Source organism: Streptomyces piniterrae (genome assembly GCF_005048155.1).
GTDB classification, from domain to species: Bacteria; Actinomycetota; Actinomycetes; order Streptomycetales; family Streptomycetaceae; genus Streptomyces; species Streptomyces piniterrae.
Genome location: NZ_SUMB01000002.1, coordinates 469,798 through 491,145 on the forward strand (window position 1 = coordinate 469,798; position 21,348 = coordinate 491,145).

Genomic DNA, 21,348 nt, shown 5'->3' on the forward strand with positions numbered 1-21,348 from the left:
CGGACAGGCCCTACCCCCGTTCCGCCACCACCATCACCTCGGTGCCGCCCGCCCGCACCGCCCGTACCTGCTCGGCCGGTAGCCCGTCGTCGACGATCAGCAGATCGAAGTCGGTCAGCGGCGCGAGCGCGTACAGCCCGTCCTTGGTGAACTTGGTGTGGTCCGCGACCAGCACACTGCGTGCCGCGCTCTCCATCATCGCCCGCTTGACCTGCACTGTTTCCGGTGAGGTGTGATAGCAGCGGCCGTTGGTCACGGCCGTGGTGGACATGAACAGCACATCGGCGCGAAAGGCCCGGACCGCGTCCGCGGTGTGCAGCCCCATGAAGGCGTCATAGGCGGGGAAGTAGGCGCCGCCCAGGGTGATGAGGGAGATACCCGGCTCCTTGGACAGCGTCGTGATCGCCGGCAGCGAGTTGGTGATCACGGTCAGCGGGGTGTGCTCGGTGGCCTCGTTCGCGAGCAGCAGACAGGTCGTGCTGTCGTCGAGCAGCACCGTCTGGCCGGGGACCAGCAACGTCGCGGCGGCCCGTGCCAGCAGCTGCTTGGTCTGCGCCATGGTGGCCATGCGTTCCGCGACGCTGCCGTGGAACTGCGCCGACGGCAGCCCGGTCGCGCCGCCGCGCACCTTGCGCAGCCAGCCCTGCGCCTGGAGAGCGTCCAGATCGCGGTGCGCGGTCATCAGGCTGGTGCCGAACTCCTCGGCGAGGTCCGCGGTGCGGACGAATCCGCGGGCGATGACGCTGTCGCGAATACGGCGCCGCCGCTCCTCCTGGGCCTCGACCCGGTCCATCGCCCCGCTCCCTCCGGTGCCCGCGCCAGGTGCCTCCGCGTGTGTCACCCGGCACGGCGTGTGAATTCGCCGCGTTATGTTCGCACGGATTTAACGTACGGACTCACCGTAGCGCGCCAGCCGGTGAGGGCGTCTCCCTGCGGCTTCCGCGTACGCAACATGGCAGGTCGCCGCCCTCATGCGAAGAGTTCCGGCCACCATTGACGCCCCTTTCGGCCAGGCGGTTCCCTCATCGCATCCATCCCGCCTGCCGCCGCAGAAAGGGGAGATTCGATGACGAACCTTCCGCCGCGTTCGCTGATCACACGCCTGGGCATCCCGCCGACCCTCGCCTGGGGCTACCTCGGACTCCTGCTCTTCATGATCGGAGACGGTGTCGAGTCCGGCTATCTCTCCCCGTACCTGATCGACGAGGGCATCTCCGAGTCCCGCGTCGCGCTGCTGTTCACCGTCTACGGAATCGCCGCCGCGATCGCCGCCTGGCTCTCCGGAGTGCTGTCCGACCTGTGGGGCCCGCGCCGGGTGATGTGGACCGGACTCGGCATCTGGGGCGTCTTCCAGCTGGTCTTCCTCGTCGCGGCCATCCCCGCGACCAGCTATCCGCTGATGATGCTCGGCTACGGCCTGCGCGGCCTGGGGTATCCGCTGTTCGCCTACGGATTCCTGGTGTGGATCGCCGGAGTGGCACCGCGCGCCCGGCTCAGCACGGCCATGGGCTGGTTCTGGTTCGCCTTCACCGGCGGACTGCCCACGCTCGGCTCGCTGGTCGCCAGTGGCCTCATCCCGCAGATCGGCGCCTACGCCACGCTGTGGGCGGCACTGGCGCTGGTCCTCGTGGGCGGCCTGATCGCCCTGCTGCTCGTCCGCGACGAGCGGGGCGCCAAGCGGGTGCCGGCCGAGGGGGAGAAGCCGCTGGCCACCCTGGTCGGCAGCGTCACCATCCTGTGGCGCAACCCCCGGGTCGGTGTCGGCTCGCTGGTACGCGTCATCAACACGGCCTCGCAGTTCGGCTTCTTCGTGATCATGCCGATCCACTTCACCAGGACCGTCGGCTTCAGCCTCACCCAGTGGCTGCACCTGCTCAGCGCGATGTTCGCGACCAACATCTTCGCCAACCTGCTGTGCGGGATGATCGGTGACCGGCTCGGCTGGCGCCACACCATCGCCTGGGTCGGCGGCGCCGGCTGCACCCTCAGCACCCTGCTGCTCTTCTACGTGCCGGACGCGGCGGGCGCCAACTTCCCGCTGGCCCTTGTGGTCGCCGCCTTCTACGGCGCTACGCTGGCTGGATACGTCCCGGTATCGGCGCTGATGCCCTCGCTGGAGCCGAAGCACAAGGGGCAGGCGCTGGCCGCACTCAACCTGGGCGCGGGCGCCAGCACCTTCGTCGGCCCCGCCGTCGTCGCGGCCTTCGTCGGGCCGCTCGGCGTGGAAGGCGTCGTGTGGATCTTCGCGGGGATGTATGCGCTGAGCACTGTGCTGGCCCTCTTCCTGAAGCTGCCGGACGATGCGGGTAGGGGCGAAGAAGCGGCTGCCGCCGGCGCCCGGCCGGGCACCGCGTCCACCGCCTCCGCCCCGGCGTGAAAGGACCCCACAGATGTCCGTACTGACCATTGATGTCGGCACCACGATGATCAAGTCGGTGGTCTTCGACGACCAGGGCACCGAGATCGCGGTGTCCCGCCAGGCCACCGAGGTGCACCGGCCGCACCCCGGCTGGGCCGAACAGGACATGGACGCCGTCTGGAACGCCGTTGTCTTCACCGTCCGCAGTGTTCTCTCGGACGTGTCGGAGCTGGCCGACCCGGTGTGGCTGGTGTCTTTCACCGCCCAGGGCGACGGCGCCTGGCTCGTCGACGAGCGCGGCCGCCCCACCGGCCCGGCGATCCTGTGGTCCGACGGCCGGGCCGGCGACCGGCTCACCGCCTGGCAGCGGGACGGCATCCTCGAAGCGGCCTTCCGCCGCAACGGCTCGCTGACCTGCGCCGGCATGCCCAACGCCCTGTTCAGCTGGCTCGCCGAACACGACCCGGACCGGCTGGCGCGCTCCGCCACCTCGCTCACCGCCGCCGGCTGGCTCTTCCTCCGCCTCACCGGCGTCCGCGCCACCGACGAATCCGACGCCTCCGCCCCGTTCCTCGACCACGCCACCGGCGATTACGACCCGCAGATCCTGGAACTGTTCGGCCTGACCGCCTACGCGCGGCTGCTGCCGACCGTCCTCGGCGAGTCGGAACGGATCGCCGAGATCACCGCCGAGGCCTCGGGACAGCTCGGGCTGCCCGCCGGACTGCCTGTCGTGATGGCCCCCTACGACATCGCCTCCACCGCCCGCGGCGTCGGCGTCGTCAACCCCGGCCAGGCGTGCAGCATCCTCGGCACCACCCTGTGCACCGAGATCGTCCGCACCGACGTCGACACCACCGGCGAACCGTCCGGCATCAACATCGCCTACCGCGGCCGCGAGCGGGTGCTGCGCGCCTTCCCGACCCTCAACGGCGCCGAGGTGCTCGGCTGGGCCGCGGAGATGCTGGGGCTGACCGGGCCTCCGGAGCTGGCGCGGCTGGCGTTCCAGTCGGAGCCCGGCGCCCACGGGCTGATGTTCCTGCCGTATCTCTCCCCGGCGGGCGAGCGCGCTCCGTTCCTCGATCCGCGCGCCCGCGGCTCCTTCTGGGGCATGTCCCTGGAGCACTCGCGCGCCGACATGGCCCGCGCCGTCTTCGACGGGCTCTCCCTCGTCCTGCGGGACTCGCTGGCCGCCGCCCGTACCGACATCAGCGAGCTGCGGCTGTGCGGCGGCGGCGCCAACAGCGACGCCTGGTGCGCGCTGATCGCCGATGCGACCGGGGTGCCGACCGCCCGCGCCGGGGACACCGAACTGGGCGCCAAGGGCGCGTTCCTCACCGGTCTGGTCCGCTCCGGCGCGGAGAGCAGCATGCACAGCGCCGCCACCAAGTACGTCCGGATGCGGAGCAGTTGGGAGCCGGACCCGGAGCGCGCGGAGTTCTATGCCGCGCTCTACGAGGACTTCCTCGGCTGGCGGACGATCGCCCGCGAGGCCGGCTGGCGGGGCGGCGCGGTCTGGCGGGGGAGCACGGCGGGACGCCGCGCGGCATCCGGGCCGCCGCCCGCGGACGACGGCATACCCCGCCAGGGCGCCGGCCCCACACCCCCGGCCACCCACGCAGTCCGCCCGGCCGCCGGCGGCACCACTGTCACCACCGGCCCCCGCGCCCCCACCGCCCCTGGAGGCACCCGTGTCTGACCCGCACACCCCCAGCCGCACCCCCACCCTCGACGGCACCTGGCTCGGCCTCGACCTGGGCACCCAGAGCGCCCGCTGTGTCGCCGTCGACGGCACCGGACAGGTCCTCGCCTCCGCCTCCCGCCCGCTGACCAGCCGCCGTCAGGGCAGGTGCCACGAGCAGGACCCGGAGGAGTGGTGGACCGCGCTGTCCGGTGCCTGCCAGGAAGCCCTGCACGGCATCGACACCCGCCGGATCCGCGGACTGGCCGTCGACGGCACCTCGGGGACCATCCTGCTCGCCGATGCCGCCGGCACCCCGCTCACCCCGGGGCTGATGTACGACGACGGGCGCGCCACCGACCAGACCGAGGCGGTCAACAAGGCCGGCGCGGCGGTCTGGGAGGAGCTGGGCTACCGCAGCATGCAGCCGTCCTGGGCGCTGCCCAAACTCCGCTGGCTGCTCGACCACGAACCCGCCACCACCCACCGGGGCGACCGGCTGCTCCACCAGGTCGACCTGATCACCTGGCGGCTGGCCGGACACCAGGTGCCGAGCGACGCCAGCCACGCCCTCAAGACCGGCTACCACCTGGTCGAGGAGGGCTGGCCGCACAAGGTGATGGCCGAACTCGGCGTCTCCGAGAGCCTGTTGCCCGATGTCGTACGCCCCGGCAGCGCGCTCGGCACCGTATGCGCCGACGCCGCCGAGGCCACCGGCATCCCCGAGGGCACCACCATCGTCGCCGGTATGACCGACGGCTGCGCCGCCCAGATCGGCGCCGGAGCCCTCGCCCCCGGCGCCTGGAACTGCGTACTCGGCACCACCCTCGTCTTCAAGGGCAGCAGCCCCCACCTCGTCCGCGACCCGGCGGGCGTCGTGTACTGCCACCGCGGCCCGGACGGCAACTGGCTGCCCGGCGGTGCCTCCAGCAGCGGTGCCGGCGTCATCTCGCAGTACTTCCACAGCGAGAACGTCGACGTGCTCACCGAGCAGGCCGCGGCACTCGACCCGGACGCCGTCGCCTACCCGCTGGTCTCCACCGGCGGCGAGCGCTTCCCGTTCCGCGCACCCGAAGCCGAACCCTTCATCCTCGGCCAACTCCCCACCCGCGCCGCCGAGTTCCACTCGTATCTGCTCGGCGTCGCCTGCCTCGAAAGGCTCTGCTTCGACTACCTCGACCACATCGGCGCCCCCGTCGACGGGCCCCTCACCTTCACCGGCGGCGGCACCCGCAACGCCTACTGGAACCAGCTGCGCGCCGACGTACTCGGACGCGCCGTACGCCTCCCCGAACAAGCCGAAGGCGCCATCGGCATGGCCGTACTCGCCGCCACCTCCTCCGGAGCATCCCTCCAGGAGGCGGCGACCGCCATGGTCCGGATCGCCGAGGAGCTGCATCCCGCCCCCGACCGCACCGCCCGCTACCTCCCCGTCTACCTCCGCTTCATCGACGAACTCACCCGCCGTGGCTGGCTCGACCAGACCGTGGCCGACCACGCCCGCAGGAGGGCCACGCAGTGACCGACTTCATCCTGGTACGCCACGGCGAGACCGTGTGGCATGCCGAGAACCGCTATGCCGGCCGCACCGATGTGCCCCTCACCGACCACGGTCGCGAGCAGGCCGCGACACTCGCCAACTGGGCGACGACCGCCGACCTCACCGCCGTCTGGAGCTCACCGCTCTCCCGCGCCCGCCTCACCGCAGGCCCCGCGGCCGAGGCCTGCGGCCTCACTCCGCGCATCGACGAGCGCCTCTACGAACTGGACTTCGGCCAGGGCGAGGGCCTGACCAGGGACGAGATGCGGCACCGCTTCCCGCAGCAGCTGGACGCCTTCCTTGCCGACCCGGTCGAGCACCATCTCCCCGGCGGCGAGGACCCGCGCCGGGCCGCCGGACGTGCCGCCGCCTGCCTGGCCGACATCGCCCGCGAGCATCCGCACGGCCGGATCCTCCTGGTCGCCCACTCCACCCTCGTCCGGGTCCTGCTCTGCCATCTGCTGGGCATACCGCTCGCCGACTACCGCCGGGTCTTCCCCGAACTGCACAACGGCGCCCTCACCGAGATCCGCGTCGAGGACGGCCGGACCGCGCTGCTGCGCCTCAACACCCCGGCGATGACCGCCATCCCCGTCTACCACTGACCCGCGAACAGCCCCTGCCGCACCGCCACTTCAGGAGAATTTCCCGATGACCACCCCCGTCCTCGTCGCCGGCAACCACTTCATCCGCCCGAGCCTGTTCGCCGACGCCGTCCGCCAGGCTGCCGGGGACCTGCCCCTCAAGGTCCGCGAGCATCAGTTCCCCTGGCCGCACACGCCCTTCGGCCCGGTCGCCGAGGTCATCGAGGCATCCGGCACCGAGGACGAGATGATCGAGGCCCTCCAGGGCATCGAGATCTGTGTCACCGAGCACGGTCCGCTCACCGAGCGCATCCTCGCCAACTGCCCCGACCTGAAACTGTTCTGCACCAGCCGCGGCGGCCCGGTCAACGCCAACCTCGAAGCCGCCACCCGGCACGGCGTCGCCGTCTGCTACGCCCCCGGCCGCAACGCCACCGCCACCGCCGAACACACCCTCACCCTGATGCTCGCCGCCGCCCGCGGCGTCGGCGACACCCACACGGACCTCCGCCGCGGTGTCTGGCGCGGCGACTACTACGACTACGACAACTGCGGCATCGAGATCGACGGCGCCACCATCGGCCTGATCGGCTACGGCGCCATCGGCAGCCGCGTCGCCAAGGTCCTGCGCGCCATGGGCGCCGAGGTGCTCGTCCACGACCCCTACGTACGCCCCGAAGCGCTGGCCGGCATCGCCGAGCAGGTCTCCCTGGACGAACTGCTCCGCCGCTCCCGCATCGTCTCGCTGCACGCCCGCGTGACCGCCGAGACCAAGGGCATGATCGGCCGCGCGCAGATCGCCGCCATGCCCCGCGGCTCCGTCCTCGTCAACTGCGCCCGCGGGGCCCTCCTGGACTACGACGCGGTCTGCGACGCCCTGGACTCCGGCCAGCTCGCCGGCGCCGGCCTCGACGTCTTCCCGGAGGAACCGCTGCCCGCCGACTCCCGGCTGCTGACCGCCCCCGGTGTCGTCCTCACGCCGCATATCGCGGGTGGCAGCCAGCAGGTCGCGCACAAGGCCGCTCGGATCGCCGCGGCAGAGGTCGGCCGCTATCTGCGCGGCGAGGCGCTGGCCCACTGCGCCAACCCGGAAGTTCTCAAAGCGAGTTGACGCGCGGGGCGGCGGCCCGTTCAGCACCCCGGAGTGGCCTCGGCCGGCAGCGGCACACGCCAGATCCGGTTGTCGTTCTCCGAGCCCGCGAGCAGCGAGGTGCAGTCGGCGTAGGTGACGGCCTCGCCCTGCGGCTGGGAGGGCAGGGCGACCTCGGCGAGCTCGGTGCCGGCCGAGTCGAAGACATAGCCGGTGTTCGGCCCGAACGGACCGCCGCTGCGCAGGACGTATGACCTGCCGCTGGGGGAGTACGCCCCGTCGGTGGCCCACACAGGACCCTTGCCCACCGGGGTGAGAGTGTTGACCTGTCCGGGCTGCGGGGGCAGCGGCGCCCGGTAGAGCCTGCCCCGCGAACCGAGCACCTTGCTCGCCACATACAACCGACCGGACGCCGGGTCGACGAGCAGCGACTCGGCGTCATGCCTCCCGTCGGAATAGGCGAAACGGAAGGTGGCAGGGGACACCGTCGCGTCCGCCAGCCGGTCGGGCTCGGCAAAGCGGTGGACGGAGATCTCGGTACGGCTGGAGAGGTTGTCGCCGATGTCGCCCACATGAACCGAAGGCCGCCCGTTCTCGTCGGGCCCGACGGCGATGCCCTCCCAGTCGGTATTGGTCACTCCGCTCAGCGTGAAAGTGGCCTTGAGCCGACCGGTCGCGCCCGAACAGTCGATGGCCAGAACCTGATGGGGGTTGCCACTGTCGTTGTGCGCGTAGAACACGCCCGGGTGCCTGGCGCTCATCGCGATACCGCTGAGTTCGGCGAGCCCCGCGGGGAGCGTGCACTGGGGCTCGGGCGCGACGGATCGAGGCGCCGCCACGGCGGACGGCGCGGACAGGGGACCCATACTGAGCGGGATGACGAGCGTGACGGTCGCCATCAGCATGGCAGGAAGTCTCGACATGGCCTCAATGTGACGCCGACCGCGCCAGGCGCCAATCCGCAACACGCCACCCGTCGGGCATGCCGGCGATAACCGGCCGGCATGGGAGTGGCCAGGACGCCGCCCTGAGAGGGTTCAGTGAACGGAGAACCCGCCGTCGACGAAGATCGCCTGCCCGGTGACATAGCCCGAGGCGCGGCCGGCCAGGAACACCGCCGCTCCGGCGAAGTCCTCGGCCAGGCCGTTGCGCCCGACCATCGTGCGCGCGGCCAGCGCCGCCACCTTCTCCGGGTCGGACGACAACCGCGCATTGAGCGGGGTCATGACGAACCCGGGCACCAGCGTGTTGCAGGTGACGCCATGTGGCGACCACGCCTCGGCCTGAGAGCGGGCCAGCGACTCCAGGGCTCCCTTGGAAACCCCGTAGGCGCCGCTCTGGACGAACGCCCGGTGTGCCTGCTGGGAGGTGATGTGGATGATCCGCCCGAAGCCCCGCTCGGCCATGCCGGGCCCGAACCGCCGGCCCAACAGGTAGGGCGCTTCCAGGTTCACCGCCATCGTGGTGTCCCACACGTCCTCGCTCAGCTCGCCCATCGGCGGCCGCAGGTTGATGCCGGCGCTGTTGACGAGAATGTCGGGCTCGCCGAACACCTCGGCCGCCTGCTCCGCCGCCGCGCGGACCCCGTCGCGGGTGCTCAGGTCGGCGCTCACCCAGGCCGCCCGGCAGCCGTCCGCCGCCAACTCGTCGACCGTGGCGGCCAGTTCCGACTCCTTGCGCGCCATGATCACCACGCTCGCCCCCGCCCGCGCGAGAGCCCCGGCGATGGCTCGGCCGATGCCGGAACTGCCGCCCGTCACCACGGCGACCCGGCCGTCCAGCGAGAAGAGTTCGGAGAGGTAGCCATGCGAGGTCATGTCCGCACCCTAGACGGCGCGTCCACGGCGACAGCGCCCGGGGCGGGACCCTCCGGGTGGGGAAACACGCCCCCCCTCGAACTACGCGCCGGGCGAAAGACCCCACCGCTCGGCTGTGTTCACCCCACAGTGGTGACCATGCTGAACCGAGTAGCGGTCCTGTCCGACATTCATGGAGTCCTGCCGGCCCTGGAGGCAGCGCTCGCCGAACCGGACGTCCACACCGCGGACCGCATCGTGCTCACCGGCGACATCACCGCCGGCCCGCAGCCGACCCAGGTTCTCGACCTGCTGACGAGTCTCGGCGACCGCGTCGCCTGGATCAGCGGCAACGCCGACCGCGAACTCCTCGAATACCGCCTGGGGCAACGCGACACGATCCCCGATCCCATCGCCCCCTGGGCGGCCGAACAGCTCCGCGCCGACCATCTCGACCTGCTCGGCTCGCTGCCACGATCACTTTCGCTGTCCGTGCGTGGCCTGGGGAAAGTGCTGTTCTGCCATGCCACGCCCCGTGACGACGAGGAGGTCGTCCTGGTGGACTCCCGACTCGACCGCTGGAAGGAGGTCTTCGACGGACTCGACGCCGACATCCGCACCGTGGTCTGCGGCCACACCCACATGCCGTTCGTCCGCCTCGCCCACGGTCGACTCGTCGTCAACCCCGGCAGCATCGGCATGCCCTACGGAAGAACCGGAGCCCACTGGGCTCTCCTGGGGCCAGGCGTCGAACTGCGCACCACGGACTTCGACATCGCGGCGGCCGTCACCCGGGTCGGCCAGGACTCGTCCTACCCTGAAATCGCCGAGTGGGCCGACTACTTCCTGCACGCCCGCGCGACCGACGCGGAAGCCCTCGAAGCCTTCGGCCCACGGGACGGACGCGACCACACACCGTGACTGCCACGACCGGCCCGGAGGTGCCATGACCCTGCGGATGAAGTTGACCGCGATAACACTCGACTGCCCTGATCCGCTGGCTCTGGCGGCGTTCTATCAGCAGGTCACCGGCCTTGAACCGCACCCGAAATCAGACTCCGAATTCGCCGGCCTCAGCCGTGCCGACGGTCTCCTCATCGGCTTTCAACGGGTCGACGACTACCGGGCTCCGCGCTGGCCCGACCCGACCCTTCCCCAGCAGTTCCACCTCGACTTCGCGGTCGAGGACCTGGACGAGGCCGAGGCCCGGCTGCTGGAACTGGGCGCGGGCAAGCCGGAACACCAGCCGGGGAAGGACAGGTGGCGCGTCTTCACCGACCCGGCCGGGCACCCCTTCTGCCTGGTCAGAGGCTGAGAAGAGGCCGCGACGAGGTCACCCGGCGCCCCCTTGCCCGACTGCCTGCCGCTCACGCGGGCACGGCACCGACCAGGCCGCCGTCGATGACGAGGTCCTGGCCGTTGATGTAGGACGCGTCGGAGGAGGCGAGGAATGCCACGGCCGCCGCGACCTCTTCCGGGCGTCCGAAGCGGCCCGCGACGATCTGGCCGGTCAGCGCCTCCTCCTCCGCCGTGCTCAGCGCGGCGGCGGGGTACATCGGGGTGTCGATGTAGCCGGGGCTGACGGAGTTGACGCGGATACCGCGCGGTCCGAGCGCGGCGGCGAGCGTCCGGGCCAGGTTGTGCGCGGCGGCTTTGGCCGCCGAGTACAGGGTCAGCACGCTGTTTCCCCGGTGCAGGGTCCAGGACGCGTTGATGACCACCGAGCCCCCGGCCACCAGCAGCGGCAGCGCCTTTTGGACGGTGAAGAACACCCCTTTGAAATTGACGTCGACGCCGTGGTCGAAGTCCGGCTCGGTGATGTCCTCGAACGGCAGGAACGTGCCGATGCCCGCGTTCGCGAAGAGGCTGTCGAGATGGCCGTGACGCTTCCGTACCGTCTCCATCAGCGCGTCCACCGCGCCGAGGTCGGCGGCGTCGGCCACCACCCCCGAGGCGTCGGGGCCGAGCGCACGGGTGGCGGCGTCCACCCGGGCGTGGGTCCGGCCGGTGACGATGACCTGGGCGCCTTCGCTGATGAGGCGGTGCGCGGTCGCCAGGCCCATGCCGCTGGTGCCGCCGGTGATGAGGACGGTCTTCCCGGTGAAGCGGTTCATGCCGGTGCTCCGATCAGGGTGTGCGTGAGGTGGTCGGCGAGGCGGGGGAGCCAGTCGGGCCGCGCGTTGCCGAGCAGGTGATCGCCGTGGGGGACGGACAGATATGTGCCGTGCGGTGCCAGACGGGCCAGCGGCTCGCCGTTCGTCACGCCGGGGATGACGTCCTGGCCTCCGTCGACGACCAGCAGCGGGGCCGCGATGCGCGGGGCCAGGGCGGCAAGGTCCACCTGCCCGGCGAACTCGCGGGCGGCGTCGGCCCCTCCGGTGCGTCGCGCCATGATGTCCCGTACGGGCGCGGGCAGTTCGTCCCAGTCGAGGCGGAAGGGACCGCTGACGGTGGCGACCGCCGCCACGCGCGACTCCAGTGCCGCGGTCCTGGCCGCGAAATAGCCGCCCAGACTGAGGCCGACGAGCCCGATGCGTGTGACGCCGAGCGCGTCGATGACCCGGCCCACCACCCGCTCGTACTCCGCCCTGAGGGACGTCGTCGCCGCCAGCACACCCTGCCCCGGGCCGTCCATCGCGAACACCGCCAGCCCTCTGGCCAGCAGCGCGGACACCAGATCGAGAAACTCCTCCTTCGCCGAGTCCAGGCCGGGGACGACGACCACGGTGCCCGGCGCATCGGCGGGGCCGCGCAGCCAGCCGGTGAATCCCGCACCGCTCACCCGCCGCGCACCGGGCTCCAACACCGCGAGCGCCCGGCTCAGGGCGTGGTCCGCCGCGACGGCGGCACGGCCTGCCTCCTCGTACGGCGCCAGCGTGGCGAGATGGAACCACCGGGCCGCCATCAGCAGATGCTCACCGGCCGAGACGGACGATCCCGCGTCCGCCGCGCGCTCCAGGTAGGCCTGTCCGGTGCGCAGGAAGCGGGGTCCCCAGTCGGCGACGGAGGTGAGGCCGTCGGTGACCCGCCGGTACTCATGGGGGTCGACTCCCGCACCGGTGGCGCGCGTCCACTGCGCCGCGGCGAACTCGGGGGCGCTCATCGTCCCTCTCCCGTCAGTAGTACGGCCTTACCGCGTATCCGGCGCTCCCGCAGATCGACCAGTGTGTCGGCGGCCTCGGTCCAGTCGGCGGTCCGGCCGATCTCCGGATGCAACCGGCCTTGCTCCACGAGGCGCACCAGTGCCGCGAGATCGGAGCCGTAGGGGGCGCCGGCGTAGTGGAAGTGCTGGATCGTGACGCGCTCGGGCCCACCCAGCAGCTGGAAGAAGTCGAGGGTCACCGGGGTGCGGCTCGCCTGGCCGAACCACACCAGCGTGCCCCCCGGACGCACCTTCGAGAGGGCGACCGGCAGAGCCGGCCCGCCCGTGGACTCCAGCACGACGTCGAACGGCCCCTGAGCCGCCGCGACGTCGTACACCACCTCCGCGCCCAGCGCGGCGAGCCGCTCGCCGCGCACCGGCGTGGCCGTCACCGCGGTCAGCTCGGCTCCGGCCCCGACGGCCAGCTCGGTGACGAAGTGGCCGACGCCGCCCGAGGCACCGGTCAGCAGCACCCGTCGCCCTGCCGGGGAACCGGCCGTACGCAGCAGTCGGAGGGCGGTGATCCCGGCCAGCGGCAGGGCCGCCGCCCGTACGCTGTCGATGCTGTCCGGGAGCACCGCGAGCGAATGCGTGGGCACGGTGGCGTACTCGGCCCAGCCGCCCTGCGCCGGATGCCCGACCACACGGGTGCCGATGCCGGGGCCCGAACCGTCGGCCGCGGCCTGCACGACGAGACCCGCGATGTCCTTGCCGGGCAGCAGCCCCGGCCGGGGATGTTCAAGGAGGAAAGTCTCGCCCCGGTTCGGCGCGAACGCCTCGACCTTGATCAGTGCCTCACCGGGCTCCGGGACGGGCTGGGGGACCTCGGCGAAGGCGACGGGACGCGCCGCTTCCCCCGTGGGAATCAGTCTTTGCATGAGCACGATGCAACCCCCGCGGCCGCCCCGCGATCCAACAACGAACCAGCACAGCCGACAACTTTTGGTTGTCACCTATGGTGGGAGGCATGGATCTCGACGTGGCGCAGGTACGTGCCTTCATCCGCGCCGCCGAGGAACTGCACTTCGGGCGGGCGGCCGGGACCCTTGCCATCTCCCAGCAGGCGCTGTCCAAGAGGATCGCGCGGCTGGAATCCCTGCTCGGGACCGAGCTGTTCCGGCGCGGCGGCAACGGGGTACGCCTCACCGAGGCCGGCCGGCGTTTCCTCCAACCGGCCCGGCACACCGTGGCCGCCGCCGACGCCGCGGTCGCGGCCGCGGTCGGCAAGGACCGTCCGCTGCGCGTGGACGTCTGGGGACACCTCTACGCGCCGATGCGGACACTGGCCCAAGTGGCCGGGCGGGCCGGGGAGTTGGCGTTGGGCCACGGTCGCGATCTGCCGTCGGTCACGGCGGCACTGCTGCGCGGCGACATCGACGCGGCCTTCGGCCGGGTCCACCCACCGCTGCACACAGGACTGACACACCGCCTCGTCCGCCTCGAACCGGTCGACGCCGTACTGAGCACGGACCACCCGCTCGCGGCCGAACCGGCGCTGCGCCCCGACCAGTTGCGCGACGGCGTGCTCTGGGCACCCGGGTCGCTGGACCGACTCGACTTCCTCCACCAGTTCACCGACCGATTCGACATCCGGAACCGCGCCGCGAGCGTCAACCTGGGCCTCACCCACTTCCTCGCCGAGGTGGCGGCAGACCCGAACCGCTTCTCGCTGCTGCCCGCCGACGTGCCCCTGCCGGAGACCCCCGGGCTGCGCTCCGTCCCGCTGGTCAACCCCACACCGCTGTACGCATGGTCGCTGCTGTGGCGCACCGGCAACGGCCACCCGGGCCTGACCGGCCTCACCACCGCCTGCGCGGAAGAAGCAGGACGAAGCCGATGGCTGGAGTACGACCCGGCTCGCGACTGGCTGCCCGAACCACCCGAGAACCATCCCCGGCACGGGGGCGAGCAGTAAGCGAGCAGTAGTGGTGTGGTCGCGGGGGGGGGAGTAGCCACAGCCACGGGACCGGGGCGAACGGGTTCGTGGCCATGGCCATCGCCGACGTCGCATGGGCGCGGCGAATGGCGAGGCCGGCACAGTAGTGCGATCATCGAATCAGCTCTGCGGGCCGGTGGGCACCGGCATGCGGAGTGAGAGGCCGCGAGGCCGGGACCGGGGGCCCGGACTGACGACATCGATAGCGACATCGATCATGCGCGGCTGGATCTTTCTCCCCGGAGGGGGACAGCATGGCCAAACGTCTGATCGTCTGCTGCGACGGCACATGGAATCTCGCCGACCAGCCCAGCAAGACGAACGTCACCAAAGTAGCCCTGTCGGTCCGACCGCAGGCCGCCGGTGTGGAGCAGCGCGTCTACTACCACAGCGGTGTCGGCACAAGCCGATGGGAGCGCCTGCGCGGCGGCGCGTTCGGCGCGGGGCTGTCCGGCAACATCATGGATGCCTACCGCTTCCTCATCGATGCCTACGAGCCCGGTGACGTGCTGTATCTGTTCGGCTTCAGCCGGGGGGCGTTCACCGCGCGCAGCCTGGCCGGCCTGGTGCGCAACTGCGGCATCCTGCGCCGGGAGAACGCCGATCGGATCAAGGAGGCGTGGGCCCTGTACCGCGACCGGATCGAGAAGCCGACCGGCACGGCGTCCACTCTCTTCCGCCGGGCGTACGCACACGAGACCGGGATCCACTTCATCGGAGTGTGGGACACGGTCGGTAGCCTCGGCATCCCAGATGCGGGCCCCCGGTGGCTCAGGCCGGTCGTGAGCCGGGCCAACCGTCGTTGGGAGTTCCACGACACCGGGTTGAGCAGCTGGGTGAAGGGCGCCTTCCACGCGCTGGCCATCGACGAGCAGCGCACACCCTTCCGCCCGACACTGTGGCACCAGCGGGCCGCCGACGCCGACAGCGGCCAGGAACTGAAGCAGGTGTGGTTCTCCGGAGTGCACACCGACGTCGGCGGCGGATACAAGGAGACGGGTCTGTCCGACATCACACTGCTGTGGATGGTCCATCAGGCCCGCCGGTACGGGCTGGAGTTCGACGCCGAGGTCCTCAGCGAGACCGGGCCGCGTCACATGACCGCGGACCGCAGCATCGACTTCCGGGTGCTGCCCGACAGCCTGGGCATGGTGCACGACTCACACACCGGCCTGTACCGACTGGACGCACCGTGGCACCGGCCCATCGGACAGGCCGCGGACAAGCAGGGGCGTCTCGACGGGTGCGAATATCTCTCGCAGTCCGCCAAGGAACGCCACGACAAGGACACGTCCTACCGACCGCCGGAGCTCGACCGCTATCTCGACCAGGGCCCGGTACGCCTCGAAGAACCGGTGCCCGTGCCCGCAACCAGCGCGCAACTGCCGCCCACCAGCACGGACCGGACAGCCGCTGCCTGATGCAGGCGCCCCCTGCCCGAGGTGTTGGTGTGCCGGTCCCTGGTGGAGTCCCCGGTGGGATCAAAATGCTCGCCGCGGGAGGGATGCGTCAGAAGCCCCAGACCGGTGAGCCACAGGGCGCCGTCGTCGCCCGCGCTGATGTCGTGCGCCCGCAGCTCGTCCGGACAGCCGGCTTTGCGGGCCCGACACTCGGCGATGGCGAGCCGCGCCCGTGCATCTGCGCCCGTCGCTCCGGGGTCCGTTCGGCGTCCCGGTCGTCGAGCCCGACTGCGGCTTCGGGTGCGCACGGACTGTGGGCGTACCCCAAGGGGACGGGATGGGAGGGTTCGCCATCCGGTCGGCTGTCGGCAACTATTCGGTTATTCCGTGGGCCGGCGCACCTGCCTCAACTCGCGGTGGACTGCCCAGGCGTCCCCTACCGGGCCCACGTGCCCGAGCTTGTCGGGGTTGACCACCGAGCGGATCGTCTGAATCTGCCCGTCGAGTACATCGAGGGCCAGGGTGTGGAGCACCTTCCCGTCCCGGTCTCGGAAGATCGCGCCCGGCTGGCCGTTGACCTCGTGCGGCTCGAACGTCACGTCGATCAGGGCCAACCGGGGGAAGACGGAGGCAAGCAGCCGGGCCACGTTCTCGGCACCGATGACGGCCCTGGCCAGCTGCGGGGCCTTGCCGCCGCCGTCGCCGACCATCGATACGTCCGCGGCGAGCAGTTCCCGCAGACCGGCGACGTCGCCTTCGCGCAGGGCGTCGAAGAACTGCGCCGCCAGTTCCTCCCGCTCCTCGCGAACCGCTTCGAAGCGCGGCCGTCCGGCCTTCATATGGCGACGCGCCCGCACCAGTAGCTGCCGGCAGGCCGCCTCCGACCGACCCACCGCCGCGGCCACCTCGTCGAACCCGAAGCCGAACACCTCCCGCAGCACAAACACCGCCCGCTCCAGCGGGCTGAGCCGCTCCAGCAGCAGCAACGCCGCCATCGACACCGAGTCGGCCAGTTCCACCGACCGCGCCGGATCCTCATACGGATCGCTCAGCAGCGGCTCGGGAAACCACGGACCCACGTACTCCTCCCGGCGCACCCGCGCGGAACGCAGCACGTCGATCGAGAGCCGCGTCACCGTGGCCGACAGAAAAGCCTTGGTCGACGTGGGGCGGGTGGACGTGAGGTCAAAGCGCAGCCAGGTCTCCTGCACCGCGTCCTCGGCCTCACCCACACTCCCCAGAATTCGATAGGCGATCGAGAACAGCAGCGGTCGCAGCTCCTCGAACTCCTCGACCTTGCTCATGCCGAATCCCCTCCCCCTGAAGCCCCTTTGGAGCTCTCCCACCCGGCAGTAGTCGCCGGCCGCAGACATCTGAAGGCACCTCAAGGCATAGGCAGACACCTTCGTTGATCATCCGGACCACCGGCAGGCAGAGTAACGCCCCCGAGCCCGGGGCCCGGAGTCCACAGCGGACCCCGAGCCAAGTGCCGATGTCCCCTCAGTGGAACTGCCCAGCCTCGTAGTTGCCGGCCGGCTGCCGGGTGATGACGTTCACCCGATTCGCCAAGTTCATGAAGGAGATCAGCACCACCAGTGCGGTGAGCTGCTCCTCGTCGTAGTGCTTGGCGGCATACGCCCACACCTCGTCGCTGACCCCACCGGCCGCGTCCGCGATCCGGGTCCCCTCCTCCGCCAGCTCCAGCGCGGCACGCTCGGCCTCGGTGAAGACCGTGGCCTCCCGCCACGCCGCCACCAGGTTCAGCCGCACCGAGGTCTCGCCGGCAGCGGCGGCTTCCTTGGTGTGCATGTCGATGCAGACGGCGCAGCCGTTGATCTGGCTCACCCGAAGCGCCACCAGCTCCTGCGTCGTGGCCGGCACCGGCATGTCCTTGAGCGCCTGGCCCGCCGACATCATGTACTTGAAGGCCTTGGGGGCGTCCGGGCCGGTGGAGAAGTTCAGTCGCGCGTCCATGGCGTGCTCCTTCGTGGTCGTCAGTGGCTACACCCCCTGAGACGGGGTAGCCCGACCCCCTGTGACACGGACGAATGTGGCCTGCGTCACTCGGCCGTCGGGTGCACATCAGTCGACGACCTCTCGGCACCTCCTTGCGTAGGATCCCGGCACTGTAGGAGCCATGGGAGCAGCAGGAGTGACACCACAAACGGGCGCCGGCACGCGCAGTGGCCGCATGTCGCTGCGGGAGGTGGCTTGGCGTTATCAGGCGGACGAGGTCTTCCCTGCGGACTTGGGGCCTGGCGCGGCGGTACGCGCTGCGCCGACTGGCGGCCAGGCTCGTCGAGGGGGAGATTGCCCTCGACCAACTGACAGCGGTCGAAACCGAGGAGGAGCGATCGTTCGTGTCGCTCATCCCGCAATGCGTGTGCTGCATCGAGTACACGTTGGGGTTCGATCAGCGGACTTGGGTGGCCGAGCTACGGGCTGCCGCGCTCACTCTGACATCGGCTCCGCCGATCGGCCCCGGCTACTTCGCCTGAGTTACCGCCACACGAACGAGAGAAGTCCCTGGCCACGAGGGCCGGCACGCAGGGGCGACAGCGTGGGAGCTCGGGGGGCGTGCATGAGGCGAGCGCATCCCGGACTGCCTGGGCCGATGGTTCGAGCCGCTCCGGGGCCCGGCTCAGGGCCCGTGAATGGCAGCATGATCGGCATGACGCGCATACTCACCCGCCGCGATCTGCTCGCCGTGCTCGATCCCGGTGCCTGCCTTGAGGTGCTGCGTGACGGGTTCCGTCGAGCCGGGGCCGGAGCGGTCCCCGGGCAGCGGATCCGTACCGACCTTCCGTTCCCGGGGACCGCCACCGCGCTGATCCCCGGCCTGCTGTCCGGCATCGATGCGTACACCGTGAAGGTCAACGCGAAGTTCCCCGGCGCCCGCCCGGCCCTGCGCGGCGTCATCTGCCTGCACAGCGGGCGAGACGGCGAACTGCTCGCGTTGCTGGACTCCGCGACTCTCACCGCCTGGCGCACCGGGCTGGCCGCCGCCCTCGGGACCCATCTGCTCGCCGCTCCCGACCCAGACGGCAGTGCGGTGCTGGGCGTCATCGGGGCCGGCGCACAGGCGGAACTCACCCTCCTCGGGCTGCGCGAGCTGCGTCGCTGGGGCGGGCTGGTGGTGCACGACACCGACGCGGAGCGCGCCGCCGGCTTCGCCGCCCGCCACGGCGGTACCACCGCCGACTCCGCCGCCGAAGTCGCCGCCCGCGCGGACACCCTGCTGCTGGCCACCTGGTCCCGAACCCCACTGCTCGCGCTCACCGACATCCGCCCCGGACAGCACCTGACCACTCTCGGCGCCGACGAACCCGGAAAGCGGGAACTCGCCGCCGACCTCCTGGATGCCGCCCTGCTCGCGGTCGATGACCGTCAACTTGCCGCCGCTACAGGTGCGTTGGCGAACGCCGGACTGTCGGAATCGGCCGCGGACGCCACCCTCGGTGAGATCCTCCGCCGTGATCACCCGGGACGTACCCACCCCGAGGAGATCACGGTCTACGCTCCGGTCGGCCTCCCTTGGCAGGACCTCGCCGTCTCCTGGGCCGCCCATCAAGAAGCCGAACGCCGGGACATCGGGGTCATCATCGATCTCCTTGGCTGACGGGTGACGGCTGACGGCTGACGGGTGAGGGGCGCCGGCTGGGTGGCTGCGGGTTTGTGCGCGCCGCCCGCTCCCAGCTATTTCGTCCAGGGCGGGCTGAACTCCACATGGAACTGCTCCACCTCGTGGGCGTGCACATCCGACCAGTAGTAGAGCCCCCTGCAGACGTGGTAATTGCAGCCACCCGGGAGGTACAGCCTGGTGGCGGCTGCAGGCGGCCCCTCCTTTGTCACCGCGAACACGTCTCCCGCGGCGTCCCGAAATGCCGACGTATCACCGGTCAGGAACAGTGTCTCGGCGAAGAAGTGCTGGCGGAGAAAGGGCTGGTTCCGGTGATTGCGGGTGGTGGCGTAATCCTTCTCCTTGTCGGCCTTCTCGTTCTCCTCGTCGGTCGGCAGATCGCTCTCCGGCACGCTCGCCGTCCGTATCTCCCGGGCGGCGTTCCCCGCGTTGATACGCTCCCGCAACCGCTTCCAACGGGACGGCCGGAACTGCACCGACCTGTGGGCCAGCACGAGATCGAGCGGCTGTTCCTCTCCCCAGCCGATCCCCGGCGCGGGCGGGGTGGTGCGCATCGGTAGATAGAGCAAGGTCCGTGGGGAGCGTGCCGCGAGCAGCCACAGCGTGCCGATGCGTCGGCCGTCCGCCCGGTCGACGTACATGTCGTAGGAGTTGCGGGTTTTGTAGAGTGCCCCGTTCTTGAGGGGTTTGGCCGGGCGCATCACCCGGAATTCCTCGCCCCCCATCCGTACGTGCTGTACGGCGACCTTCAGCCGCAGGTCGTCCCGTCCGATGGCGGCCCTTGATGCGGGCATCCAGTTCTCTCCTGCCTTTCGCGTGATGTTTCAGACCGTGATTGTTCCGGTGGGTGAGTGGTATGGCACCCGGAATTTCGGAATGGCCGCGCCGCCGCAGGTGCGGAACGAAGGGGGCCCGTCGGCCGTCACGATGTACGAAAGTACGGAACGGAGGGTCCGTCGACGACCAGCGGCCAGCACGGTGTCCGAATACCGCCAGACCTGTGGGTGAGCTGCGGGCACACTCGGGTCTGTAGCAGCCCGTGCCGCGGTTGAAGCCGGACACAATCGGCCGGCGCGGCCCCGTCCTCTGGAGCGACTCATGAGCACCATCCAGCCGGCGGCCGTTCCGCGTTTGGTAGGGGTCACGGCTAGGGGCGCCTGGGTGCTGTCGGCCGCGGTGAGTGAAGACGTATGACGAGCGCCGCAAGCGGAACGTACACCCTGATCGGGCCTGACGGCCGGGCCTACCGAAGCGCTTCGCCCGGCTCGTTGGGCGGTCACCGGCCGGGCAAGTTGTATGGGCGGCTCGACTGCCCCTCCGCGTTACGCGCCATTGCCCGCGGTCACTACGTACGCCATCGGGTCTTCTTCGCCGACGAAGACACCGCTGTCGCGGCCGGATATCGACCGTGCTCGGTGTGTATGCCCCAGCAGTACGCAAAGTGGAGGGCTCGGAGAAACGGGTTTCCCGGCCAGGGGAGCCCCGGAAGAGAGAGTGAATGCGTGATCAGTACATCTGGAGCCGGCGATGCGTTCTGCGCGTCCGACCCACCTGGCGATGTGGTGACCGACCGGTCGACGGAGGGGCAGGCCGTGGTGGGGGAGGACGGACTTGGGCGCTGTGTGTGGGCCGTCTCGCATCCGCTCAACCTGCACTATCACGACACCGAATGGGGCCTGCCCGTCCGTGGTGAACAGGCTTTGTTCGAGCGGATCACGCTTGAGGCCTTTCAGGCGGGGCTGAGTTGGCTGACGATTCTCGCCAAGCGTCCGGCTTTCCGTACGGCGTTTGGTGGTTTCCAGCCCGAGGCCGTTGCGGCGTACGCCGACGGGGATGTCGAACGCCTCATGAGCGACGCCGGGATCGTGCGTAATCGCGCGAAGATCGAGGCGGCGCGCACCAACGCCCGCGCCGTGCTGGCGTTGCGTGAACACGGCGGGCTGGATCGGCTGATCTGGTCCCACCAGCCGGCTCGCACCCCCGTGCCCCGTACCGTCGCCGAAGTGCCCACCAGCACGGCCGAGTCGAAAGCGCTCGCCGCCGAACTGCGGTCGTACGGCTTCCGGTTCGTCGGTCCCACCACGAGTTATGCCCTCATGGAGGCCATTGGCATGGTCGACACACATCTTGTCGGTTGCCATCGGCGCGGGTCCTCGGGTCAGTATGACGACTAGAGCGGT

20 protein-coding genes are annotated in these 21,348 nt (G+C 70.7%); 11 read left to right on the plus strand and 9 right to left on the minus strand.

Translation table 11 applies throughout. The features are described from left to right. Positions 1-10: 10 nt before the first annotated feature. Positions 11-793, minus strand: coding sequence for a DeoR/GlpR family DNA-binding transcription regulator (locus FCH28_RS06370; protein ID WP_136738705.1), 783 nt, complete (start codon positions 791-793; stop codon positions 11-13). Between the two features lie 273 nt (positions 794-1,066). Between FCH28_RS06370 and FCH28_RS06375 the strand changes: the two genes are divergently transcribed. From FCH28_RS06375 to FCH28_RS06395, 5 genes are read left to right on the plus strand one after another with little or no spacing between them, the layout of a single operon-like run. Then, entirely contained in the window at positions 1,067-2,377 is a 1,311-nt protein-coding gene (locus FCH28_RS06375; RefSeq protein WP_136738706.1) for an MFS transporter, read from the plus strand. Positions 2,378-2,390: 13 nt separating this feature from the next. After that, entirely contained in the window at positions 2,391-4,058 is a 1,668-nt protein-coding gene (locus FCH28_RS06380) for an FGGY-family carbohydrate kinase (RefSeq protein ID WP_136738707.1), read from the plus strand. Then, positions 4,051-5,562 (plus strand): FGGY-family carbohydrate kinase, encoded by a 1,512-nt coding sequence (locus FCH28_RS06385; RefSeq protein ID WP_136738708.1) that lies wholly within the window; start codon positions 4,051-4,053, stop codon positions 5,560-5,562. The genes FCH28_RS06380 and FCH28_RS06385 overlap by 8 nt, the downstream gene beginning before the upstream one ends. After that, positions 5,559-6,185 carry a histidine phosphatase family protein gene (locus FCH28_RS06390; protein ID WP_136738709.1) on the plus strand — a complete coding sequence of 209 codons (627 nt, stop codon included), beginning with the start codon at positions 5,559-5,561 and terminating at the stop codon, positions 6,183-6,185. Before FCH28_RS06385 ends, FCH28_RS06390 begins: the two co-directional genes overlap by 4 nt. A gap of 46 nt (positions 6,186-6,231) precedes the next feature. Continuing rightward, entirely contained in the window at positions 6,232-7,275 is a 1,044-nt protein-coding gene (locus tag FCH28_RS06395; RefSeq protein WP_136738710.1) for a 2-hydroxyacid dehydrogenase, read from the plus strand. Positions 7,276-7,295: 20 nt separating this feature from the next. Here FCH28_RS06395 and FCH28_RS06400 read toward each other — a convergent pair whose 3' ends face one another. Together FCH28_RS06400 and FCH28_RS06405 are read right to left on the minus strand one after the other, a co-directional pair. Beyond that, positions 7,296-8,177, minus strand: coding sequence for a hypothetical protein (locus FCH28_RS06400; RefSeq protein WP_136738711.1), 882 nt, complete (start codon positions 8,175-8,177; stop codon positions 7,296-7,298). Between the two features lie 114 nt (positions 8,178-8,291). Continuing rightward, positions 8,292-9,071: an SDR family NAD(P)-dependent oxidoreductase gene (locus FCH28_RS06405; RefSeq protein ID WP_136738712.1), complete on the minus strand. Its 780-nt coding sequence runs from the start codon at positions 9,069-9,071 to the stop codon at positions 8,292-8,294. 138 nt (positions 9,072-9,209) lie between these two features. On the opposite strand from FCH28_RS06405, the gene FCH28_RS06410 reads away from it, so the two are divergent. Both FCH28_RS06410 and FCH28_RS06415 read left to right on the plus strand, forming a co-directional pair. Beyond that, positions 9,210-9,971 (plus strand): metallophosphoesterase family protein, encoded by a 762-nt coding sequence (locus FCH28_RS06410; RefSeq protein ID WP_136738713.1) that lies wholly within the window; start codon positions 9,210-9,212, stop codon positions 9,969-9,971. Between the two features lie 25 nt (positions 9,972-9,996). Beyond that, the gene (locus tag FCH28_RS06415) at positions 9,997-10,365 is read left to right on the plus strand and encodes a VOC family protein (RefSeq protein WP_136738714.1); all 369 of its coding nucleotides are present in this window, start codon (positions 9,997-9,999) and stop codon (positions 10,363-10,365) included. A 52-nt stretch (positions 10,366-10,417) separates the two neighbouring features. Here the strand turns inward: FCH28_RS06415 and FCH28_RS06420 are convergent, their stop codons facing one another. The 3 genes from FCH28_RS06420 to FCH28_RS06430 are packed head-to-tail and all read right to left on the minus strand — an operon-like array spanning position 10,418 to position 13,070. Continuing rightward, entirely contained in the window at positions 10,418-11,164 is a 747-nt protein-coding gene (locus FCH28_RS06420) for an SDR family oxidoreductase (RefSeq protein WP_136738715.1), read from the minus strand. Beyond that, complete coding sequence (locus FCH28_RS06425; RefSeq protein WP_136738716.1) at positions 11,161-12,153, minus strand: alpha/beta hydrolase family protein; 993 nt, start codon at positions 12,151-12,153, stop codon at positions 11,161-11,163. Before FCH28_RS06425 ends, FCH28_RS06420 begins: the two co-directional genes overlap by 4 nt. Continuing rightward, positions 12,150-13,070 carry a zinc-binding dehydrogenase gene (locus tag FCH28_RS06430; RefSeq protein WP_136738717.1) on the minus strand — a complete coding sequence of 307 codons (921 nt, stop codon included), beginning with the start codon at positions 13,068-13,070 and terminating at the stop codon, positions 12,150-12,152. Before FCH28_RS06430 ends, FCH28_RS06425 begins: the two co-directional genes overlap by 4 nt. Positions 13,071-13,159: 89 nt before the next feature. Here FCH28_RS06430 and FCH28_RS06435 point away from each other — a divergent pair, with 89 nt between their 5' ends. Together FCH28_RS06435 and FCH28_RS06440 are read left to right on the plus strand one after the other, a co-directional pair. Beyond that, positions 13,160-14,107: a LysR family transcriptional regulator gene (locus tag FCH28_RS06435; RefSeq protein ID WP_136738718.1), complete on the plus strand. Its 948-nt coding sequence runs from the start codon at positions 13,160-13,162 to the stop codon at positions 14,105-14,107. A gap of 275 nt (positions 14,108-14,382) precedes the next feature. Next, entirely contained in the window at positions 14,383-15,549 is a 1,167-nt protein-coding gene (locus FCH28_RS06440) for a DUF2235 domain-containing protein (protein ID WP_136738719.1), read from the plus strand. A gap of 359 nt (positions 15,550-15,908) precedes the next feature. Here FCH28_RS06440 and FCH28_RS06445 read toward each other — a convergent pair whose 3' ends face one another. Both FCH28_RS06445 and FCH28_RS06450 read right to left on the minus strand, forming a co-directional pair. After that, positions 15,909-16,832, minus strand: a complete 924-nt coding sequence (locus FCH28_RS06445; protein ID WP_136738720.1) for an RNA polymerase sigma-70 factor — start codon at positions 16,830-16,832, stop codon at positions 15,909-15,911. Positions 16,833-17,028: 196 nt separating this feature from the next. Beyond that, positions 17,029-17,502, minus strand: coding sequence for a carboxymuconolactone decarboxylase family protein (locus FCH28_RS06450; protein WP_136738721.1), 474 nt, complete (start codon positions 17,500-17,502; stop codon positions 17,029-17,031). 697 nt (positions 17,503-18,199) lie between these two features. Between FCH28_RS06450 and FCH28_RS06455 the strand changes: the two genes are divergently transcribed. After that, a complete protein-coding gene (locus FCH28_RS06455) occupies positions 18,200-19,147 on the plus strand; it encodes an ornithine cyclodeaminase family protein (protein ID WP_136738722.1) in 948 nt (315 codons plus the stop codon). Between the two features lie 77 nt (positions 19,148-19,224). On the opposite strand, the gene FCH28_RS06460 is transcribed toward FCH28_RS06455, so the two are convergent. Then, on the minus strand, positions 19,225-19,962 hold the full coding sequence (locus FCH28_RS06460) for a hypothetical protein (protein WP_136738723.1): 738 nt from the start codon (positions 19,960-19,962) through the stop codon (positions 19,225-19,227). Between the two features lie 798 nt (positions 19,963-20,760). Between FCH28_RS06460 and FCH28_RS38995 the strand changes: the two genes are divergently transcribed. Beyond that, entirely contained in the window at positions 20,761-21,342 is a 582-nt protein-coding gene (locus FCH28_RS38995; protein ID WP_246102558.1) for a DNA-3-methyladenine glycosylase I, read from the plus strand. Positions 21,343-21,348 lie beyond the last annotated feature (6 nt).

Coding starts and splice junctions, on each gene's coding strand:
- FCH28_RS06370 (WP_136738705.1), bottom strand. CDS start 793: ATGGACCGGGTCGAGGCCCAGGAGGAGCGGCGGCGCCGTATTCGCGAC.
- FCH28_RS06375 (WP_136738706.1), top strand. CDS start 1,067: ATGACGAACCTTCCGCCGCGTTCGCTGATCACACGCCTGGGCATCCCG.
- FCH28_RS06380 (WP_136738707.1), top strand. CDS start 2,391: ATGTCCGTACTGACCATTGATGTCGGCACCACGATGATCAAGTCGGTG.
- FCH28_RS06395 (WP_136738710.1), top strand. CDS start 6,232: ATGACCACCCCCGTCCTCGTCGCCGGCAACCACTTCATCCGCCCGAGC.
- FCH28_RS06400 (WP_136738711.1), bottom strand. CDS start 8,177: ATGTCGAGACTTCCTGCCATGCTGATGGCGACCGTCACGCTCGTCATC.
- FCH28_RS06405 (WP_136738712.1), bottom strand. CDS start 9,071: ATGACCTCGCATGGCTACCTCTCCGAACTCTTCTCGCTGGACGGCCGG.
- FCH28_RS06410 (WP_136738713.1), top strand. CDS start 9,210: ATGCTGAACCGAGTAGCGGTCCTGTCCGACATTCATGGAGTCCTGCCG.
- FCH28_RS06415 (WP_136738714.1), top strand. CDS start 9,997: ATGACCCTGCGGATGAAGTTGACCGCGATAACACTCGACTGCCCTGAT.
- FCH28_RS06420 (WP_136738715.1), bottom strand. CDS start 11,164: ATGAACCGCTTCACCGGGAAGACCGTCCTCATCACCGGCGGCACCAGC.
- FCH28_RS06425 (WP_136738716.1), bottom strand. CDS start 12,153: ATGAGCGCCCCCGAGTTCGCCGCGGCGCAGTGGACGCGCGCCACCGGT.
- FCH28_RS06430 (WP_136738717.1), bottom strand. CDS start 13,070: ATGCAAAGACTGATTCCCACGGGGGAAGCGGCGCGTCCCGTCGCCTTC.
- FCH28_RS06435 (WP_136738718.1), top strand. CDS start 13,160: ATGGATCTCGACGTGGCGCAGGTACGTGCCTTCATCCGCGCCGCCGAG.
- FCH28_RS06440 (WP_136738719.1), top strand. CDS start 14,383: ATGGCCAAACGTCTGATCGTCTGCTGCGACGGCACATGGAATCTCGCC.
- FCH28_RS06445 (WP_136738720.1), bottom strand. CDS start 16,832: ATGAGCAAGGTCGAGGAGTTCGAGGAGCTGCGACCGCTGCTGTTCTCG.
- FCH28_RS06450 (WP_136738721.1), bottom strand. CDS start 17,502: ATGGACGCGCGACTGAACTTCTCCACCGGCCCGGACGCCCCCAAGGCC.
- FCH28_RS06455 (WP_136738722.1), top strand. CDS start 18,200: ATGACGCGCATACTCACCCGCCGCGATCTGCTCGCCGTGCTCGATCCC.
- FCH28_RS06460 (WP_136738723.1), bottom strand. CDS start 19,962: ATGCCCGCATCAAGGGCCGCCATCGGACGGGACGACCTGCGGCTGAAG.